Annotated in this window: 16 protein-coding genes and 1 tRNA gene; 4 read left to right on the top strand and 13 right to left on the bottom strand. The window is 65.5% G+C overall.

All coding sequences use genetic code 11. The annotated features are described in order from the left end of the window. Positions 1-30: 30 nt before the first annotated feature. Together EG799_RS13945 and EG799_RS02730 are read right to left on the bottom strand one after the other, a co-directional pair. Positions 31-195 carry a hypothetical protein gene (locus tag EG799_RS13945; RefSeq protein WP_158610998.1) on the bottom strand — a complete coding sequence of 55 codons (165 nt, stop codon included), beginning with the start codon at positions 193-195 and terminating at the stop codon, positions 31-33. Positions 196-252: 57 nt separating this feature from the next. Next, complete coding sequence (locus tag EG799_RS02730) at positions 253-2,016, bottom strand: cation:proton antiporter domain-containing protein (RefSeq protein ID WP_123878341.1); 1,764 nt, start codon at positions 2,014-2,016, stop codon at positions 253-255. A gap of 267 nt (positions 2,017-2,283) precedes the next feature. On the opposite strand from EG799_RS02730, the gene putP reads away from it, so the two are divergent. Next, entirely contained in the window at positions 2,284-3,759 is a 1,476-nt protein-coding gene (putP, locus tag EG799_RS02720; protein WP_123878337.1) for a sodium/proline symporter PutP, read from the top strand. Between the two features lie 493 nt (positions 3,760-4,252). On the opposite strand, the gene EG799_RS02715 is transcribed toward putP, so the two are convergent. The 9 genes from EG799_RS02715 to EG799_RS02675 all read right to left on the bottom strand — a co-directional run bounded on the left by EG799_RS02715 (position 4,253) and on the right by EG799_RS02675 (position 16,318). After that, complete coding sequence (locus EG799_RS02715; protein ID WP_123878335.1) at positions 4,253-5,872, bottom strand: bifunctional GNAT family N-acetyltransferase/carbon-nitrogen hydrolase family protein; 1,620 nt, start codon at positions 5,870-5,872, stop codon at positions 4,253-4,255. Between the two features lie 83 nt (positions 5,873-5,955). Next, on the bottom strand, positions 5,956-7,182 hold the full coding sequence (locus EG799_RS02710; RefSeq protein ID WP_123878333.1) for an NADP-dependent isocitrate dehydrogenase: 1,227 nt from the start codon (positions 7,180-7,182) through the stop codon (positions 5,956-5,958). 42 nt (positions 7,183-7,224) lie between these two features. Further along, positions 7,225-8,343, bottom strand: a complete 1,119-nt coding sequence (locus EG799_RS02705; protein ID WP_123878331.1) for an NAD(P)/FAD-dependent oxidoreductase — start codon at positions 8,341-8,343, stop codon at positions 7,225-7,227. Further along, entirely contained in the window at positions 8,322-9,014 is a 693-nt protein-coding gene (locus EG799_RS02700) for a methyltransferase domain-containing protein (RefSeq protein WP_199798261.1), read from the bottom strand. The genes EG799_RS02705 and EG799_RS02700 overlap by 22 nt, the downstream gene beginning before the upstream one ends. Beyond that, the gene (locus EG799_RS02695) at positions 8,998-10,068 is read right to left on the bottom strand and encodes a type III polyketide synthase (protein ID WP_123878329.1); all 1,071 of its coding nucleotides are present in this window, start codon (positions 10,066-10,068) and stop codon (positions 8,998-9,000) included. Before EG799_RS02695 ends, EG799_RS02700 begins: the two co-directional genes overlap by 17 nt. Before the next feature lie 34 nt (positions 10,069-10,102). After that, positions 10,103-11,017, bottom strand: coding sequence for an NAD(P)H-dependent flavin oxidoreductase (locus EG799_RS02690; protein ID WP_325051090.1), 915 nt, complete (start codon positions 11,015-11,017; stop codon positions 10,103-10,105). Next, the gene (locus EG799_RS02685) at positions 11,014-12,804 is read right to left on the bottom strand and encodes an acyl-CoA dehydrogenase C-terminal domain-containing protein (protein ID WP_123878327.1); all 1,791 of its coding nucleotides are present in this window, start codon (positions 12,802-12,804) and stop codon (positions 11,014-11,016) included. Before EG799_RS02685 ends, EG799_RS02690 begins: the two co-directional genes overlap by 4 nt. 20 nt (positions 12,805-12,824) lie before the next feature. Beyond that, positions 12,825-15,173: a 3-hydroxyacyl-CoA dehydrogenase/enoyl-CoA hydratase family protein gene (locus EG799_RS02680; RefSeq protein ID WP_407641216.1), complete on the bottom strand. Its 2,349-nt coding sequence runs from the start codon at positions 15,171-15,173 to the stop codon at positions 12,825-12,827. Continuing rightward, positions 15,170-16,318 carry a thiolase family protein gene (locus EG799_RS02675; protein ID WP_123878323.1) on the bottom strand — a complete coding sequence of 383 codons (1,149 nt, stop codon included), beginning with the start codon at positions 16,316-16,318 and terminating at the stop codon, positions 15,170-15,172. The genes EG799_RS02680 and EG799_RS02675 overlap by 4 nt, the downstream gene beginning before the upstream one ends. Positions 16,319-16,456: 138 nt before the next feature. On the opposite strand from EG799_RS02675, the gene EG799_RS02670 reads away from it, so the two are divergent. Together EG799_RS02670 and EG799_RS02665 are read left to right on the top strand one after the other, a co-directional pair. After that, on the top strand, positions 16,457-18,163 hold the full coding sequence (locus EG799_RS02670; RefSeq protein ID WP_123878321.1) for a long-chain-fatty-acid--CoA ligase: 1,707 nt from the start codon (positions 16,457-16,459) through the stop codon (positions 18,161-18,163). Further along, positions 18,160-18,597: a MerR family transcriptional regulator gene (locus EG799_RS02665; RefSeq protein WP_234028982.1), complete on the top strand. Its 438-nt coding sequence runs from the start codon at positions 18,160-18,162 to the stop codon at positions 18,595-18,597. Before EG799_RS02670 ends, EG799_RS02665 begins: the two co-directional genes overlap by 4 nt. A gap of 32 nt (positions 18,598-18,629) precedes the next feature. Here the strand turns inward: EG799_RS02665 and EG799_RS02660 are convergent. Beyond that, positions 18,630-18,704 (bottom strand) — tRNA-Val (locus tag EG799_RS02660). Between the two features lie 87 nt (positions 18,705-18,791). Then, the gene (cpdR, locus tag EG799_RS02655) at positions 18,792-19,166 is read right to left on the bottom strand and encodes a cell cycle two-component system response regulator CpdR (protein WP_123878319.1); all 375 of its coding nucleotides are present in this window, start codon (positions 19,164-19,166) and stop codon (positions 18,792-18,794) included. A 141-nt stretch (positions 19,167-19,307) separates the two neighbouring features. Between cpdR and EG799_RS02650 the strand changes: the two genes are divergently transcribed. Continuing rightward, the gene (locus EG799_RS02650) at positions 19,308-20,237 is read left to right on the top strand and encodes an N-formylglutamate amidohydrolase (RefSeq protein WP_234028981.1); all 930 of its coding nucleotides are present in this window, start codon (positions 19,308-19,310) and stop codon (positions 20,235-20,237) included. Positions 20,238-20,304: the final 67 nt, after the last annotated feature.

The following is a 20,304-nucleotide window of genomic DNA, read 5'->3' as shown; positions in this document are numbered from 1 at the left end:
CCCTCACTCAACTCGTTCGGGTCCGCGCGTTCAGACGCGGTTGCTCGAATTGCGACGGCGATCGCCTTCACTGCCACGCGGCACGTCATGCATGTTGCGGGTGGCGCGTCCGTGTTCGTCGTCCGCAGCAACATTCTTGGGCCTGAACTTCTCGTCGTTCTCGATCGGCTTGGTAGGGTCTGTCTTCTCGCTCATGCGGTTTCTCCTTTTCCCCTGACCAACGGGCGAGAGCAACGAAATATCCGAGACAATTCAGCCATTCACCGTCGACGTGCGCAGTTTTGGTTTGTCGGCGAGCGCGCCCTGCTCGCGGATCTGATCACGAAATTGGTCCCGCTTTTCGTGAATGGATGCGATTACCGGACCCATCGCGATACCGAGATCGACCAGCGCTGCTTCGGACAGTTGCAACGAGCTCTCGAGCGTTTCCGGAACGGCCGTGCTCGCACCGCTACGATAAAGTTGCGCGGCATGGTCGCTGTCGCGCGCACGGGCGATAATCGGGAGGTCGGGATAGCTGGCGCGCAACTTGCGTACGAGACGCTGGGCGAAAACGTGCTCGTCCATCGTCAGGATGACGGCCGAAGCGTGTTCGATACCCAGCTTGTCGAGAGCATCGGAGCGCATGGCATTGCCGAAGACCGCATAGTAGCCCTCGCGGCGAGCGCCCTCGATGAGGTCGCTGTCGGCGTCAATCCCGACATAGGGCAGATCATGAGCCTTCAGCATCTGCGCGACCACGCGCCCGACCCGGCCGAAACCGACGACGATGACACGTTGCGTCCCGGGATCATGGCCGGCGTCGAGCGTCGGGGCGGGCTCCACCCGGCGCGCGACCAGCCTCCCGAGCAGCGCCAGCAACGGGGTGATGGTAAGGCCGATAGCCGTGACGATCTGCCAGAACTGCGCCGTGCCCGGTTGAATCAGCAGCGCATTGGTGGCTGCCGCCAGGACGATCAACGTCGTTTCCGAAGGACTTGCCATGAGGATGCCGGTTTCGGTCGCGGTGCCGCTGCGTGCGCCCATCAGGCGAAGCAGTGTGCCCGTGACGACGGCTTTCAGAAGCAGGACGCCGACGACGGCGATAGCGATGGTGAAAAGGTTGTCGTAGATCACGGCGAGGTCGATGCCCATGCCGACGGTGATAAGGAAGATGCCGAGGGCCAGGCCCTTGAACGGCTCCATGATCCCCTCGACCTCCGTATGGTATTCGGTTTCCGCGATCAGCAGCCCGGCGATGAGTGCCCCGACGATGGGCGACAGGCCGACAAAGGCGGTGGCCAGGCTGGCACCGATCACGACCAGCAGGCTGGCAGCGAGGAACAACTCGGGGCTCTTGGTGCGGGCAGCCTGGGCGAACAGGCGGGGTAGCAGGAGCCGGCCCGCGATCATCATCACCAGGACTACCAGCAGACCTTGCCAGACCGTTTCCACCAGGCCCGCAAGGCCTTCGGCTCCCGCGTAGGGGGCGAGCGCACCGAGCATGAAGATGATCGGCACGATCATGATGTCCTCGAACAGCAGCATCGACAGCGCCGCGCGCCCCACCGGGGTTTCCGTGCCCGAGATCGGCAACACCAGCGCGGTCGAGGAGAAGGCGAGCGCCAGCCCCAAGGCGAGCGCACCCGTCCAGTACTGACCCAGCATGGACATGAACGCGGCCAGCAGCGCGCCGATGATGAGCAGTTCCAGCGCGCCCAGGCCGAACACCAGCCGGCGCAACTGCCACAACCGGTTGAAGCTGAGTTCGAGGCCGATGGCGAACAGCAGCAGGATGATGCCGAATTCGGCGAAGGGTTCCAGCCGGTCGGGATCGGTGATGGTGACGTGGGCCAGCCATTCGTACTCGAATACCATGCGCCCCAGCCCGTAGGGCCCGACCAGCAGACCGACCAGGATGAAGCCGATGATCGGCGTCACCCGGAAGCGGGCGAAGAGCGGGATGACGATCCCCGCCGCGCCAAGGATCACGAGCGCGTCGCTCATGATCGGTGAGATGGCTTCGCCCCCGTGCATGACGCGCAGCTATGGCAGACGCGCCGTTGCGGCGGCAATGGGCAATCGCGCCGCCCGCGTGCAAGGTCCGCGGCAAGGTGTGACAGGTGTTACACGGTCCAAGGCGGCAAACCCCCCCTCCGGCCCGCCAGCGACGGCGCCATTCCGTGAGACGCGGTGCACGCCCCGCCGCCTGTAGGAAAGCGTCACACCTTCGCCCTCGCGCCAAATCGGCTGTTTTCCGCCACCCCCTAGCATTGGCGGCCACTTTTGTTATGCACGCGCGCCATGCAGACACCCACACTCGTTTCCCTCGCGCTCTATTTCATCCTCATGCTGGCCATCGGGCTGTATGCGTGGAAGAAATCGACCGAGGATTCCGAAGGCTACCTGCTCGGCGGGCGCGACCTTCATCCGGCCGTCGCCGCCCTTTCCGCGGGGGCGTCGGACATGTCGGGCTGGTTGCTGCTGGGCCTTCCCGGCGCGCTCTATTTGTCGGGTCTGGTCGAGGCGTGGATCGGCATCGGCCTGTTCGCGGGCGCGGTCGCCAACTGGATCATCGTCGCCCCGCGGTTGCGGCGGCAGACGGTGGAATACGGCAACGCGCTGACCATTCCCGAATTCCTCGCCAACCGTTTCCCCGACAAGGCGACCGCGCTGCGTCTGACATCGGCGATCATCATCGTCATCTTCTTCGCCGTGTATTCCGCCGCGGGGCTGGTGGGTGGCGGCCTGCTGTTCGAAAGCAGCTTCATCGACACCAATCTGCTCGGCTTCTCGCCCTACATGGCCGGCGTCCTGCTCACGGCGCTGGTCGTGCTCGCCTATACCATGGTCGGCGGTTTCCTGGCCGTCAGCCTGACCGATTTCGTGCAGGGCTGCATCATGGTGCTGGCGCTCGTCATCATGCCGCTCGTCGTGCTCTACGGGCAGGGCGGGGGCGGTATCGGCCAGATGACGCAGACGCTGGAGACGATCGATCCCGATTTCCTGAGCTGGTTCGGCGGCCTGTCCTTCATCGGCTTCCTGTCCGCCGTAACCTGGGGCCTTGGCTATTTCGGTCAGCCGCACATCATCGTGCGCTTCATGGCCGTGCGCGAGGGGGGCATCCCGGCGGCGCGCAATATCGGCCTGACCTGGATGGCCGTCGCGCTGGTCGGCGCGCTCGGCATCGGCCTTGCGGGCCGCGCCTATGTGGAGCGCAACCCCGGTCTCGCCATCGAGAATTCGGAGACAGTCTTCATCCTGCTGGCGAACACGCTGTTCCACCCCTTCGTCACCGGCTTTCTCCTGGCCGCCCTGCTGGCCGCGATCATGTCGACCATTTCCAGCCAGCTGCTCGTCAGCTCCAGTTCGCTGACCGAGGATTTCTACCGCCTGTTCATCCGCAAGGATGCGAGCGAGCGCGAGATGGTGAATGTCGGGCGCGTATGCGTCGGACTCGTCTCCGTCGCCGCCATCATCATTGCCAGCGATCCCGAAAGCGGCGTGCTGGATCTGGTGGCCAATGCCTGGGCCGGATTCGGCGCGGCGTTCGGGCCGCTGATCGTCCTGTCGCTGATGTGGAAGCGCATGACCGGGGCGGGCGCGGTCGCCGGCCTCGTCACGGGCGCGGCGGTGGTGATTGTCTGGATCGCGACCGGCCTCAACGAGAGCACCGGAATCTACGAGATCATTCCCGGCTTCATCGCATCGTGGCTGGCGATCTGGCTGGTGAGCCGGGCGACGGTGGGGGATGCTGCAGGTGAGCCGCACAGGATTTGACGTCCGACATTCGCTTTGTTCGATTTTATTGCGGATAGTCCGTTTATGATCCGATTGCGGACAGAAATAGAATTGGGCAAAATCCCACGGTGGAGGTCAAACCCATGTCTCTATTGAAAATGCAGTTACTGGTCGTCGGGCTTTTTCTGGCCTCATCGTGTGTTTCGCGGGGTGGCTACGAGCCGCTTTTCTACGGCGATAGTGAATTGATCGAAATTGCTGCCAGCGCGGCAAATCGTTGCGGAGTTGTTGATACTCGCCTTGGCGATTATAAAGGGCAAGCTGCGCTTTATGTCGGGTCGAAGTCAAGCTCACGCTCAGCAAGGAATTGTCTCTATCGTTGGTGGAGAGAGGAACGGCCAGTTGGATTAGGGATGGTCGTGGTTACCTCGTAGAAACCCGAATTCCCCCAAGTTCGAACAACTCATACGTCCGATTTCCACCCTAATTGCAGACCTAGACCCGTCCACAACTTATTGACAAAAGCCGCCGCTCAGCCCCCGCCCGGCCCGTGTTGCCTTACCGGCGGCGGCCCGCTGGGTTCCGTCGCTTCGCTGCCGTCGGCGCCCGACTGGTCCCATTCGATGCGGTAGAGGTCGAAGCGCCTATCGGCTAAATTGCGCACCGTGCCCTCGGCCCGCGCCCAGGCGAGATCGGCGAGGTTCACGTCGCTGATCGTCAGCGTCTCCACGTTCTCCGTCGCCTCCGCCGCGATACCATCGCGCGCGAAGGGGAAGTCGCAGGGCGTCAGGATGCAGCTTTGCGCATACTGGATGTCCATGTTGGCGACGTTGGGCAGATTGCCGACATTGCCGCTCATCACGACATAGACCTGATTCTCGATCGCGCGGGCGGCGGCGCAATAGCGCACACGCATGTACCCTTGCCGACTGTCGGTGCAGAACGGCACGAAGATGATCCGCGCACCCTCGTCCGCCAGGCGGCGGGTGAGTTCGGGAAATTCGCTGTCGTAGCAGATCTGGACGCCGATCGGGCCGCAATCGGTCTGGATGACGTCGATGGAATCGCCGCCGCGAATGTTCCACCAGTACGCCTCGTTCGGCGTGGGATGGATCTTCTCCTGTTCGTGCACCGATCCGTCGCGCAGGCAGACATAGGCGACGTTGTGAATGTCGCCATCCTCCATGCGCGTGGGGTGCGATCCGCCGATGATGTTGATGTTGTACTTGAGCGCCATCTCGCTCAGCGCCTCGCGGATACGCGGGGTGTAGTCGCTGAGCGTCTCGATCGCCTCGATGGGGGAAAGCTCCTCCTCCTCCGCGCTCAGCAGCATCAGCGTGAAAAGTTCGGGAAAGAGGATGAAGTCGCTCTCGTAATCGGACGCGACGCCGACGAAATACTGCACCTGGCGGATGAATTCGTCGAAGCCCGACACGGCGCGCGCCTGCATCTGGCAGGTGGCGATGCGAACCCCTTCCACGTCGCGCGGAACGCGAAACTTGGGGCTTTCCTCCTGGTCGACGAAGGGATTGCGCCAGACCATGTGGACGGCGTTGGCGCGGCTCTTCGTGTCTTCGGGCAGGTAGTTCTTCAAGACACCGATCGGTTCGAACCCGTTGGCGAGCTGGAAGCGGATAACCGGATCGTGAAGCTTTCCGGCGATCACCTGGTCGAGATAGTCCTGCGCGCTGTTGACCCTGCGCCAGTTGCGCTTCAGGTTGGGCATGCGCCCGCCGAAGACGATGCCCTTCAGGTCCAGCCGCTCCGCCAGCTTGCGTCGTTCCTCGTACATGCGCCGCCCGATACGGGTGCCGCGCACCTTCGGATCGACGCACATCTCGTAGCCGTAGAGCCAGTCGCCATTGGGATCGTGGCGGCTGCCGAAGCCGTTGCCGGTGATCTCGTCCCAGCTATGCGGGCGCATGGCCTTGTCGCCGCCGATCCGCATGGACGCGCAATAACCGATCAGCCTGTCGTCGAGCAGGGCCACGAAGCAGCCATCGCGATAATTGTTCAGCTGACCGCGAATCTCGCTGCGGGTATAGGGGACGAAGTCGTCATACACCCGCTTCGCCAGCGCCGCGATCGCGGGAATGTCGCCGATTTTCGCCTGGCGAACCTCGAGGCGGGGCTTGCTGGTGCTGTCGGGCATCGCTCAGATCCTCAAGCGCTCGATGGCGGGCGGGGGCGGCGCCCTGTTGCCACCGCCCCCGCGCCATCATGGGCAGCGTCGCCTCAGGCGAGGCCCTGCTGCTTCATCTCGGCTTCCAGCCCCTCGACGATGGCTTCGAAGAACTGCTCGGTGGTCATCCAGCTCTGCTTCGGGCCGATCAGGAGGGCGAGATCCTTCGTCATCTTGCCGTCCTCCACGCATTTGACGCAGACCCGCTCCAGCGTCTCGGCGAACTTGACCACGTCGGGCGTATCGTCGAACCGGCCGCGATAGATCAGGCCGCGCGTCCACGCGAAGATGCTGGCGATGGGGTTGGTGCTGGTGGCCTTGCCTTCCTGGTGCTGACGATAATGGCGCGTGACGGTGCCGTGCGCGGCCTCGGCTTCCACCGTCTTGCCGTCGGGCGTCATCAGCACGCTCGTCATCAGGCCGAGGCTGCCGAAGCCCTGCGCCACGATGTCGGACTGCACATCGCCGTCATAGTTCTTGCACGCCCACACGAACTTGCCGTTCCACTTCAGCGCGGCGGCGACCATGTCGTCGATCAGGCGGTGTTCGTAGGTGATGTCGGCGGCTTCGAACCTGTCCTTGAATTCGGCGTCGAAGATTTCCTGGAACAGATCCTTGAAGCGCCCATCGTATTTCTTGAGGATGGTGTTCTTGGTCGACAGGTAGACCGGCCAGCCGCGGTCGAGGCCATAGTTGAAGCTGGCACGCGCGAAGTCGCGGATCGAATCGTCGAGATTGTACATCGTCATCGCGACGCCGGGGCTGGGGAACTCGAACACGTCGATGTCGATGTTCTGGCCGTCCTCGCCCTCGAACACCATGCGCAGGCGGCCCTTGCCGGGGATCAGCGTGTCCTTGGCCCGGTACTGATCGCCGAAGGCGTGGCGGCCCACGACGATGGGGTCGGTCCAGCCGGGCACCAGGCGCGGGACGTTGTCGATGACGATGGGCTCGCGGAAGACCACGCCGCCCAGGATGTTGCGGATCGTGCCGTTGGGGGAGACCCACATCTTCTTGAGGTCGAACTCCTCGACCCGCGCCTCGTCCGGCGTGATGGTCGCGCACTTCACGCCGACGCCGTGTTCCTTGATGGCATAGGCCGCATCGACGGTGATCTGGTCCTCGGTCTCGTCGCGCTTCTCGATAGAGAGGTCGTAATATTTCAGGTCCACGTCGAGATAGGGCAGGATCAGCCGTTCGCGGATCCACTGCCAGATGATCTTCGTCATCTCGTCGCCGTCGATCTCCACGATCGGGTTCTTGACCTGAATTTTCGCCATGATGGTCCTGTCTGTCTGATTTGGTGAAGGTTTGGCCGCGTCTTAGGCAGCGCGCGCTGGCGGCGCAAGGTGGGCGGGCGCGTCGATGCGGGCCATTCGCGCCATCATGGTGACGAGCGTCGGGGCGAGCCGGGTCACGGCGATCGCCGCGCGTCCACCGGCGGGGCTTTCCGCCAGCCGCCGGGCGAGCCGCGCGACCTGCACCGGGCGCCGGGCGCGGGCGGCGAAATCGTGCTGGTAGGCACGCGCCGCCGCCTCCCCCGCGTTCGACCAGTGCCGGGCCGCGACAACGCCGCTGGCGACAGCGATGGAAATGCCTTCTCCCGCGAGCGAGGGTATCACCGCCGCCTGATCGCCCAGCCGGAACAGGCCGGGCGCCGTTTCCCGGGCGATCCATCCATAGGGTACCGCGCCGATCGTGTCCGTGCGGCCCGTGGTCCAGTCGTCACCGAACCGTTCGGCAAGGGCGGGGTGCTCGGCGGCGAGGCTTTCGAACAAGGCGTCCGGACTGCCACCGTACCGGGCCAGCGCCGACTTGCGCAGCGCGAGACAGACATTGGCGCTGCCGCCTTCCTGCAACACGATCCCGGCATAGCCCCCGTCGAACAGGTGCAGCTCGATCGCTCCGCCGATCAGCCGCGCGCGTGCGGCGGAGGCGGGCAGCCGCAGGCGCAGGCCGAGCGCGATATCGTCGCCCTCGCGGGGCCGGGTCTGCCCGCGCACATCGTGCTTGCCGGTGGCGAGGAAGATGCTGTCCGAGCGCCATTGCGATCTCCGGCCGATGGCCATTCCCCGTTCCAGCCTCGTCACCGCGTCGAACGCGATCGTCGCGCCCGCGTGCCTCGCGGCAGTGCGCATGGCGGTATCGAGGGCCTGGCGCGAAAGGCCGAAGGCCGCTTCGGGCAACGCGGCGCAGGCTTCGCGACCACCCGCGAACAGTCGCAGCGTCTCGACCCGGTGCGCGCCGAGGGCGGGGGGATCGACGCCGAGTGCGCGCAGTTGCGCGACCGTGCGCCAGCTCAGGAACCCGCCACACAGAGGGTCGCCGACGTTCTCGTCGCGGTCGACAAGCAGCGGCCGCGCCCCTTCGCGCGCCAGCGCGATGGCGGCGGCGCAGCCCGCAGGACCGGCGCCCAGGATCAGCGGATCTTCGATACGCATAGCCGGAAAGGGAAATACCGGGCGATGCGCGCACCGTCGATCTGCGCGTCATCAAGAAACGCGAGCCAGTCCTCCCGCCGGAAGCTGCGCGCGATGGAGGTCTGGCCGTCGGCGCGCACGATGGGATGAAAGCCCAGCAGGCGCGTCAGCACGGGATAACCGTGATAGCTCAGGCCATGACGGTGCAGATCGTTCACGAACCAGCCGGCCCGCCCCTCGCGGTCCATGAAGCGCAGGAAAGCAATCAGTTCGTCATGCGTCATGTGATGGGCGACAAGGCTGGAGACGATGCAGTCGAACCGCTTGCCTGCAAGATCGGCGTAGTCGCCGGTGCGGTAGGTAATCGGCAGATCGGCGCGGGTCTTCCCCCGCGCGATCCCCTCGCTGCGCGGGTTGAGGTCAACCCCGGTCAGGTCGGCACGGATACCGCGCGAGCCGGCCCATGCGGCAATCGCGCGCAGCATGTCGCCATCGCCGAAGCCGACGTCCAGCAACGAAAACGCGCCGCGCTGACCGATGGCCCGGTCGAGGAATGCGAGCGTCGGCCGATGCGCCAAGGTCAGGCGGTTGACCCGCGCCAGGTCGGACAGCACCTTGGCGTAGGTCGCTTCCGGCAGCGCCGGATCGTCCATCAGTTCGGTCGTCTGGCGGCGCTCAGCCAGCATCGCCATCGGTCCAGCCGAAGCGCAGCCCCTCCATCGCCAGACCCGGCCCGAAGGCAAGGGCGACACCCTTTTCCGGATGGTCCGCCATCATCTCGCCCAGCACGAACAGGACCGTGGCCGACGACATGTTGCCGCTCTCGGCGAGCACCCTGCGCGAAGTGTCGAGCGCGTCGTCGCGCAGGTCCAGCCCGCGCTCCACCGCGTCCAGTATGCTGCGACCGCCCGGATGGACCGCCCAGCTGGACGCGCGCTCGTCGCCCTTCAGCGTCGCAGGCAGGTTGCCTTCGCCGATCGTGTCGGCCAGCCGACCCGGAACCGCGCCCGACAGGTGCATGACGAAGCCGGTATCGGTGATGGTCCAGGTAATCAGCTCCTCGCTGTCGTCGATGGTGGCCGAAAGGCTTTCGCCCAGCGCCAGCCCCGCGCCGGTGCCACTGACGATGGCGGCCGCCGCGCCATCGGCGAACTGGCCCATTGCGAGCAGAGCTTCCAGATCGTCCGTTTCCTGCATGTGAAGCGTGCACAGCTCGACGGACAGGGCAAGCACCCTTGCATCGGGCCGGGAGCGGACGATGTGCGCTGCCGTGCGCAGCAGGGTGATCCCGGCGTAGCAGCCCATGAACCCGATGGACACGCGCTCCACCGCCGGGTCGAGGCCGAGCCGCCGCGCCACGACCTGATCGAGGCCGGGCGCCATGAAGCCGGTGCAACTGGCGGTGACGAGGTGGGTAATGCCGTCCAATTCCGGCAGTTTGCGGATCGCGTCCAGCGCGAGATCGGGTGCGGCGTCGGCATAGCGGCGCATCCGTTCAGCCGTCCCCGGCGGGCTTTCTGCGTCGTAGAAGCTGCCGAAGTCGATCCGGGCGTCGGCGTCCGACAGGACGGAATAGCGGTGATCGATGCCGCTGCGCTCCATCATCCGGGCGAAAACGGCGGCCTTGCGATCGTCGTCGATCTGGCGCGTGGCCCAACTGTTATAGGCCGCGTGGACATCGCGATCGGGCAAGGCCGTCGCGATGGCGTTGATGCGCGGCAGTGCCATGTGTGCGGTGCGTCCCATCTCCCCGATCAACGGCGGGAGGGGCGGTTCGTGCCTAGGCAGCGCAGAATTTATCCCGTGCGGCCTGGTATTGCACAATCAGTTCCTCGCACAGTTCCGCCGCCGGGCGGGCGGAGCGGGTCGCGCCGACACCATGGCCGGCGGACCAGATCGTCTTCCAGGCGCGGGCCTCGTCGTTCAACGTCATCTCCCCGCCGTGGTCGGGCAGTGTTGCCGCTTCGAGGCTCGGCGTGAGGAAATTCGCGCCCACGCCCGTCACCTTGTCGGTGTAGGTGATGTCCTTGGCGCTCGCCTCGAACATCATCGCCTTCTGCTCGTCGGGCGCCATGCTTTCGTTCGCGGTGATGAAATGGCTGCCGATATAGCCGAAATCGGCACCCATCAGCTGTGCCGCCGCGACATGGCCGCCCTGCGTGATCGAGCCGGACAACGCGATGGCCCCATCCCAGAACTCGCGGATTTCGCTCACCAGCGCAAAGGGGCTGAACGTGCCCGCATGGCCACCGGCACCCGCGCTGACCGCGATGATGCCGTCGACGCCCGCCTCGACCGCCTTTTCCGCATGCCGGCGCTGGATGACGTCGTGAAAAACGACGCCGCCATAGGAGTGCACCGCGTCCACCAGTTCGGGCACCGCGCCGAGCGAGGTGATGATGAGCGGTACCTCGTGCTTCACGCAGATTTCCAGGTCCGCCTGCACCCGCGGGTTGGACTTGTGGACGATTAGGTTGACGCCATAGGGGGCCGCGCCGTCGCCGTTGCGCTCCTCGATTTCCGAAAGCCAGTCGTCGAAGCCTTCGGTGCTGCGCTGGTTGAGCGAGGGAAACGTGCCGCACAGCCCCGCGCGGCACGTTTCGCTTACCAGATCCGGCCCGGAGACCAGGAACATCGGCGCGACGATGGCGGGGATCGTCAGCCGGTCCGCGAACGCGCGAACGTTCTCGTTCAAAATGCGTCCTCCGGCATGGCCATCATGCTCGACTTGCCGCTCGTGATCGCCATGAAGCGCGCGGTGGCAGGCGGCAGAAGCCGGTCGAAGAAGAACTGCGCGGTGGCGATCTTCGCCTTGTAGAACGCCTCGTCATCGGTGCCTTCGGCAAGCTTGAGATGCGCGATCTGCGCGGCCTTGGCGAAGCAGTAACCCATCGCGACGAAGCCCAGCAGGTGCAGGTAGTCATAGGCGGCAGCGCCCGCTTCCTCGGGATCCTTCAGCCCCTTTTGCGCGATGTGCCCGGTCGAGAGTTGCAGCGCGCCGAAGCTCTGCTGGAGCGAGCCGATCATCTTGCCGATATTCTCGTCCCCGGCATTGTCTTCCAGATATTGCGACACGGGGTGGAAGAAGCTGCGCAGGTTGCGACCCATCCGGTCGGGCAGCTTGCGCCCCACCAGGTCGAGCGCCTGGATGCCGTTCGCGCCCTCGTAGATCTGCGCGATGCGCGCGTCCCTGGCGAACTGTTCGATGCCGGTTTCCTGGATGTAGCCGTGGCCGCCATGCACCTGGATCGCCAGCTGCGCACTCTCGTGGCCGAGATCGGTGAACAGCGCTTTGACCACCGGCGTCATCAGCGCGACGAAATCCTTGGCCCGCTCGCGCACCTCGGGTTCGGGGGAAGCGTGCTCGGCATCGAGCGCGCGGCTGACCCACGCGGTCACGGCGCGGCACCCTTCGTTGTAGGCGCGCATGGTCATCAGCATCCGCCGCACGTCGGGGTGAACGATGATCGGATCGGCCGGACCATCGGGGTTCTTCACGCCCGACAGCGAACGGCCCTGGAGGCGATCCTTCGCGTAATAGACGGCCGACTGGTAGGCGATCTCGCCCACGCCGAGGCCCTGGATGCCGACCGCGACGCGTTCCGTGTTCATCATGGCGAACATGGCTTCGAGGCCCTTGTTGGGCTTGCCGACGAGCCAGCCCTTTGCCCCGTCGAAGCTCATCTGGCAGGTGGCGGAGGCCTTGAGGCCCATCTTGTGCTCGATGGCCGTCGCCTGCGCCGCGTTGCGGTCGCCAAGCGAGCCGTCGTCCTTGGGCAGGTACTTGGGCACCAGGAACATCGAGATGCCCTTCACCCCGGCGGGCGCATCGGGCAGGCGGGCGAGGACCAGGTGGACGATATTGTCCGTCAGGTCGTGGTCGCCGGCGGATATGAAGATCTTGTTCCCGGTGACGAGGTAACTGCCGTCTTCCTGCGGTTCGGCCTTGGTGCGCAGCAGGCCGAGATCGGTGCCGCAGTGGCTTTCGGTCAGGCACATCGTGCCCGACCATTCGCCGTTGGCCATCCGGGGCAGGTAGAAGTTCTTCTGATCCTCGCTGCCATAGGCTTCCAGGCTGACCATCGCGCCCCCCGTCAGCCCCGGATAGAGACCGAAGCTGAGGTTGGTCGAACAGCTCATTTCCTCGACCATCTTGGCGAGCGCGTGCGGCGCGCCCTGGCCGCCCCATTTCGGATCGACCGAAAGGCTGGCCCAGCCGCCTTCGCAGAACTGCCGGTAGGCCTCGGGGAAACCGTCGGGCGTGCGGACCACGCCGTTCTCGATCCGGCAGCCCTGCTGGTCGCCCGGCCAGTTCAGCGGCAGCAGCACGTCGCGGCACAGCTTGTTCGCCTCTTCCAGGATCGCGGCGGTCATGTCGCCGTCGAAATCCTCGAACCCCTCGACATTGCCGAACCCGTCGTCCTCGTGCAGCTCGTCGAGCACGAAACGCATGTCGCGGATGGGGGCTTCATAGACTTGCATCGGTCAGTCCTTTCGAATGGTCAGTTGCGCAGCGGCTTCCCGGTTTCGAGCATATGCTCGACCCGCGCCTGCGTCTTGTCGTTTCGCACCAGGCGCATGAACGCCTCGCGCTCCAGCTTGAGCATCTGCGCCTCGGTCACGGTTTCGGTCATGTCGGTATCGCCGCCGGTCAGCACGCCGGCGAGCTCCTTCGCCACCGTCTCGTCGTGCGGTGTCGCCTTGCCCTGCTTGCGGAAGGAATCGACCGCCAGCATGAGCGCCGCCGCGCCCGTTTCGCCGGGGAGGCGGAATTCGGGCTTCTCCGGCGGTTCGTAGCCCTCGACCATCGACAGCGCCCGTTCCTTGGCATCGTGCAGCAAGCGGTCGCGGTTCATGGTAATGCCGTCCGTCGGACGCAGGAAGCCAAGCTCCTTCGCCTCGCTCGCCGACTTGGCCACGGTGGCGGTGGAGACCGTCTCGAACACCTTGGAAACGGTCGGCATCGGGCCGCCCGGCTGGCGCGGATTGCTGCGCCAGCGATCGAGCATCTCGCCGCAGCCGCCCCATCCGGGAACGAGGCCCACCCCGCATTCGACGAGGCCGATATAGGTTTCGGCGTGCGCCTGCACCGCGTTCGCGTTGAGCGCGATTTCGCATCCCCCGCCCAGCGCCAGCCCCGCGGGCGCGGCAACGACGGGGAAGGGGGCGTATTTCAGCGCCTTGTAGGCGTCCTGCCCCGCCTTGACCAGCTTTTCCACCTCGCTCCACGCGGCGATGTTCACCGCGAACATCGCGAGGCCGAGATTGGCACCGGCGGAAAAGTTGCTGCCTTCGTTATAGACGACCAGCGCCTTGAAGTCGGACCTGACGACCGGGATGGCCTTGCCGATCAGCTTCATCACCTGTTCGTCGAGCGCGTTCATCTTGCCCGTGAACTCGAGGCAGGCGACGCCGTCGCCCACGTCCCACAAGGCCGCCGAACCGTTGGCGACGATCGGGTCGCGGGTCCGCTTGATGTCTTCCAGCAGCAGCACGCCTTCGGGCCGCTCGATGTCGCGATACTCGCCATCGGTGGTGAGGTACTGGCGCTGGCCGTTCTCGACCCGGTAGAAGGACTTGTCGCCAACCGTTTCGAGCAGTGGCGGGACGGGGATGCCATCCTGCTTCATCCGCTCGCGCAGATGCGCGGGGCCGATTGTGTCGATCATCTCGAACGGGCCGAACTTCCAGTTGTAGCCCAGCTTCATCGCGTCGTCGACGCCGACGATGGTGGCGGTGGCTTCCGGAACGATGCTGGCGGCGTAGGACAAGGTCGGGCCGAGGATCGCCCAGGCATACTCGCCCACCTTGCCCTCGGTCTCGATCAGCGCGCGCAGATCGCCCTTGGCCGCAGGCCCGCGAACCAGGCCGGGCCGCGCGGCGGTGCGGTATTCGCCCCCGTCGAGCGGCTTCGCCATCTTCGTGCGCTTGCCGTCCTCGCCCTTGTGCATGGCATAAAAGCCGCCCTTGCCCTTGCGGCCGGTATAGCCCTCGTCGATCATCTGCTCGATCAGCTTCTCGCTACGGGCGATCGCCTGATAGGGATCGTCGGGCGGCAGCGTGCTGGTGAGGCTTTCCATCAGATGCGGCATGAGGTCGATGCCGATGAGGTCGATCAGGCCGAAGATGCCGGTCTTTGGCACGCCCATCGGCCTGCCGCCGATCTCGTCCGCTTCCTCGACCGTCAGACCCATGTCGAAGGCGGAATTGACCGCCTGCTGGATCCAGAAAGTGCCGATGCGATTGGCGATGAAGCCGGGCGAATCCTCGGCCATCACCACGCTCTTGCCCATGCGCCGATCGACGAAATCGACGACGCGATCGACCGTGGCGCCATCGCTGCCCGCACCCGCCACGATCTCGATCAGACGCATGTAGCGGGGGGGATTGAAGAAGTGGGTGATAAGGAAATCGCGCTTGAACGCGTCGGAGCGTCCTTCGGTCAGCTTTTCCAGCGGGATGGTAGAGGTGTTGGACGAAACCGCCGTGCCCGGCGTGCGCACCTCTTCAAGCTTCGCGTACAGCCCCTGCTTGATGTCGAGCCGCTCGATCACCGCTTCCACGATCCAGTCGCACTCTGCGACCTTGTCCAGGTGATCCTCGATATTGCCGGTTTCCACCAGCCTAGCCGGTCGCTTGCCCATGAAGGGTGCGGGATCGGCCTTCAGCATCTTCGCCACCGCGCCCTCGGCAATGGCGTTGCGGTTGTCGCCATCCTTGGGAACGATATCGAGCAACAGGACGGGCACCCCGGCATTGGCGACCTGCGCCGCGATGCCGGCGCCCATGGTCCCCGCGCCGATGACACAAACCTTCTTGATTGCGGTATCGTCCTTGCGATCAGCCATCATGCAGCCTCCAGGATGGTCGCGATGCCCTGACCGCCCCCGATGCACTGGGTGACGAGCGCGTATTTCTTGCCTTCGCGCTTCAGCAGGCTGGCCGCCTTGCCGACGATGCGCGCGCCCGTCGCGCCGAGCGGGTGGCCGATGGCAATGGCGCCGCCATCGAGATTGATCTTCTCTTCCGGGATGTCGAGATCGCCGATACAGGCGAGCGACTGGCTGCCGAACGCCTCGTTCAGTTCGACGATATCGATATCCCCGATGGTCAGGCCAGCGCGTTCGAGCGCCTTCCTCGATGCTTCGACCGGGCCGATACCCATGATCTCGGGCGCGCAGCCGGAAATCGCCATGCTCCTGATCTTGGCGAAGACAGCCAGGCCGTTCGCCTCGGCATAGTCGGCGCTGCACACCAGCAGGGCTACCGCGCCATCGGTGAGCGGAGAGGCGGTGCCGGCCGTGACGGTGCCGTTCTCGTCGAAGGACAGCTTGAGGCCCGCAAGATCCCGGGCAGTCGTGCCGGGGCGGGGGGTGCCATCGGTATCGACGGTCTTTCCGTCAGGAGTGGTGACGGGAACGATCTCGTCCCTGAACGCGCCCGATTCCATCGCCTTGCCGGCCTTCTGCTGGCTCTTCACCGCGAAGGCTTCCTGCTGCTCGCGCGAGATGTCGTATTGCCGAGCCACGTTTTCCGCCGTGTCGCCCATGCCGATATAGGCCGCGCTGTTCTTCGCCAGGTCGGGGTTGGGCATCGGGTTGTAGCCACCCATCGGCACGCGGCTCATCGATTCGACGCCCGCGCAGATGAACGCCTCGCCCGCCCCCATCGCGATCTGCCCGGCGGCATAGTGCACCGCGCTCATCGAGGAACCGCAGAACCGGTTCATGGTGATGCCGCCCACCGACAGCGGCAGGTCGGCCAGCAGGGTGACGATGCGCGCCACGTTGAAACCCTGTTCGCCTTCGGGAAAGGCGCAGCCCATCACGATATCCTCGATATCTTCCGCCTTCACGCCGGTCCGCTCGACCAGGCCGCGAATGGTGTTGGCGGCCAGGTCGTCCGGCCGCACCTTCGCCAGCGCGCCGCGATGGGCGGGATGGAAGGGCGAACGGACATAACCGGCGATGACGATGTCGCGAGTAGGTGTGCTCATTTTCGTGTCTGGCCTTTCTGTCTGACGCGATTGACCTTTTGCGCCGAATGATTACGATAAAGTCTGTGCCCTGACGTAAACGTCAAGCAGCCGCAAATCAAGATGCGTTTTGTCGCATCGAACTGGAGAGAACTTCCGATGACCGAGGCAGCGATCACCTCGCACCCTCTCGACCCGAGCCGCATCCTCGACGCCGACGGGAACATCCGTCCGCGCCTCCTGACCGAGCCGTTCGACCGCGCGGTGTCGCTGCATCCCGATCTCGTCGCGATCGACTTCATGGGGCGCGAATGGACCTATGGCGAACTGGGCGAACTGGTGGACCGGGTCGCAACCGGGTTGCAGGCGCAGGGGCTGGGCAAGGACGACCGCTTCGGGTTGTGCCTTCCCAACACGCCCTATTCGGTCATCCTGTATTATGCCGTCCTGCGCGCCGGCGGAATCGTGGTGAACCTCAACCCGCTCTATTCGCCGAGCGAGGTGGAGTTCCTGATCGTCGATTCGGGGGCGAAGATGGTTGCCGTTCCCGATCTCGAACAGTTGCACGCAAAGGTCGCCGCCGCCTGGGGGAAGGGGGCGATGGAGCGGGTGGTTTTGTGCCCGATGGCCGACGTGCTGCCGTTCTGGAAGTCGGTCGGCATGCGGGCGCTGAAGCGGTCCGAAATGGCGAACCGCCGGCCCGGCGTGGCCTATCTCGATTACGGCGCGCTGGCGGCGCATGATTCATCTCCGCGTGACATGGGGCAGGTGCCATCGGACGTGGCGGTGCTCCAGTATACGGGGGGAACGACCGGCAGGCCGAAGGGTGCCATGCTGACCCATGCCAACCTCGCCGCCAACAGCGCGCAGATGCTGCTGCATATCGGGGAGGAGCGCGACCGGCAGGAACGCACGCTGGGCGTGCTGCCGCTGTTTCACGTCTTCGCGCTTACCTGCGTGCTCAATTTCGGGATCGAGGTCTGCGCCGAACTGGTGCTGCTGCCGCGCTTCGAGATGGACGAGGTGCTCAAGACCATCGCGCGCAAGCCGCCCACGCAGATGTTCGGCGTGCCGACGATCTACAACGCGCTGGGTTCGCTGCCCGACGACAAGGTGCCCGACCTTTCCACGGTGCGCACCAGCATCTCGGGCGGGGCACCGTTGCCGCTCGACGTGCGCCGGCAATACGAGACGCGCACCGGATCGCCGGTGTCCGAAGGGTATGGCCTGACCGAAGCCTCTCCCATCATCACTAGCAACCCGTTGCTCGGTCGCACGCCGGTAAAGGACAATTCGGCAGGGCCGGCCTTCCCCCACACATTTATCGAGATCCGCGATCCGGAAAGCGGCGCGTGCTGCCTCGAACCCGGCGAGCGCGGCGAGGTCTGCGCGCGCGGCCCGCAGGTGATGAAGGGCTACTGGAACAGGCCCGATGCGACGGAAAAGGTGTTCGTCGACGGCGCGCTGCGAACCGGCGACATCGGCTATCTCGACGAGGACGGCTACCTGTTCCTGGTCGACCGGATGAAGGACATCATCCTGTGCAGCGGATACAACGTCTATCCCCGCATGATCGAGGATGCCGCCTACGAGAACCCCAAGGTGAAGGAAGCCGTCGCCATCGGCATTCCCGACGATTACCGCGGCGAGGCGCCCAAGCTGTTCGTCGCCCTGCACGAGGGCGAGAGCCTGACCGAGGAGGAGTTGCGCGCTTTCCTCAAGGGGCGGCTCAATCCCATCGAGATGCCCGACGCCTACGAATTTCGCGACGAACTGCCCAAGACCCTGGTCGGAAAGCTGGAGAAGAAGGCTCTCGTGGCTGAGGAAAGAGCGAAGGCCGAAGCCGCCGGAAGGGCCGGGACATGAGCGAGGATGCCCGACAGGCCATGCTCGACGCCGAGGATGCGCAGGGAGCGGACCTGCGCAGCATCGCCGAGGCGTCCGAACTGCTGGGCGTCACTCAGCGGACCTTGCGCTTCTACGAGGACAAGGGCCTTATCCGTCCGCGACGTGTCGGGTCGATGCGGGTCTATTCGCGGCGCGAGATGGGGCGGATGCAGCTGATCTTACGCGGCAAGCGGCTGGGTTTCAGCATTCGCGAGATCGGCGAGTTTCTCTCGCTCTACGACGATGGTGGCGGGCGGATAGAGCAGATGCGCCACCTGCAATCGCGCATCAACGAACGCCTGCGCGAATTGCAGGATCAGCGTCGCGCGATCGAACAGACGATCGACGAGCTCGTCAAGATGGAGGGCGAGGCGCAGGACAGGATCGACGCGCTGGAGCGGGGCGGCGACTGATCCGGCATCCTTGTTCGGGAAGATTCAGGGAATGGTGGGCGTACCAAGGTTCGAACTTGGGACCCCTACGATGTCAACATAGTGCTCTACCACTGAGCTATACGCCCGCACCATTCACGCGCCGCCCGCATTGCCGGCGGCAGGCGGGCCATCTAGCGCCGGCTCGGCGCGCTGGCAAGAGGGCTTGTCGACGCTCACACGCAGGCGGCGGCGACATCCTCGAACTGCCGCTCCACCTCGGCCACCAGATCCTTCAGGTGAAAGGGCTTGGACAGCATCTTCGCATGCGGTGCCTCGCGGGCCGCGCGTAGCGTGACAGCGGCGAATCCGGTAATGAACATGACCTTCGTCGAGGGGGACAGGTCCGCGCAGCGCTGCGCCAGCTCGATCCCGTCCATGCCGGGCATCACGATGTCGGACAGCAGCAGGTCGTAGATTTCCGTCTTCAGCATCGTCAGCGCGTCCGTCCCGGACGATACGGCGACGACCGAATGGCCGGCCCGGTCCAGCGCCCGCGCCAGGTAGGTGCGCATCGCCTCGTCGTCTTCGGCCAGCAGGATACGGATCATGGTGTCGTTGCCCTTTCGATTTCGATCTGTGCCCTGCCTAACGCATCCCGGCACGCAAGATCATGTCTCTTGCGCGCTGTGCCCAGCTTTGAGACACCGCGTTTGACGCCGGGGATAATCCGCGCCAGCAAGGAACCGATGATGTCATCCGATCGCATCGCAACGACCGGCGGTTCGATACCGGGGGAGGGGGCGCACGCGCCGGCCTTCACCTTCAGCCGACCGGGGCCGGGCGCGAACGCGATACCGGTCCTCGTCGCCGTGCCGCACGCGGGGCGGGCCTATCCCGCAACGCTGACCGCAGCCATGCGGCATCCCGACGAAGCGAAGCTGCGGCTCGAGGACAGGCTGGTCGATCGCATCGCGGATCAGGTGGCGCACGCAACCGGGGCCGCGCTGCTGGTCGCCCACGCCCCGCGGGCCATGATCGACCTCAACCGCTCGCCCGACGATGTCGACTGGGAGATGGTCGCCGACGCCCGCCGCCGCGCCCCGCGGCACAGCACGGGGCGACGGGCGCGCAACGGGTTGGGCCTGGTTCCGCGCCGCCTGCCGGGGCTGGGGGAACTGTGGTCCGGGCGGCTCGCGGCCGCCGACTTGTCGGAACGGATCGAGGCGGTGCACCGGCCCTATCACGCGCGCCTGTCGCAGGGTCTGGAAAGCCTGCGCGACAGGTGGGGCGCGGCCTTGTTGATCGACATGCACTCCATGCCGCCGCTCGGCCCGAAACCGGGCGAGGGGGCGGCGGACTTCGTCGTGGGCGACCGCTTCGGCGCATCGTGCCAGGGCCGGCTGTCCGCCGAGACCCTGCGCTACCTCGCCCGGGAGGGACGCCTTGCGGCCCATAACCGGCCCTATGCCGGCGGTTACGTCCTCGACCGGCATGGAGCGCCGGCGCGCGGAATCGGAGCGATCCAGCTCGAAATCTGCCGGACCACCTATCTCGACGCGCGCCTGCGCGAACCCGGCCCGGGCATGGCGGATGTCGTGACGCTGTTGTCCGGGCTGGTGCGCGCGCTTGCGGACGGGCTGGCGCGCAGCGGCTCGTTGTTCGCCCAGGCCGCGGAATAGGGCGGACATAACGAAAAAACCGCCCCGTGCACGAAGCACGAGGCGGCCAAGGTTCAGGGAGGTGGCG

The organism is Aurantiacibacter spongiae, assembly GCF_003815535.1.
GTDB classification, from domain to species: Bacteria; Pseudomonadota; Alphaproteobacteria; order Sphingomonadales; family Sphingomonadaceae; genus Alteraurantiacibacter; species Alteraurantiacibacter spongiae.
The sequence above is the reverse complement of the archived record's forward strand: the minus strand, read 5'-3'. Positions and strand labels throughout refer to the sequence as shown.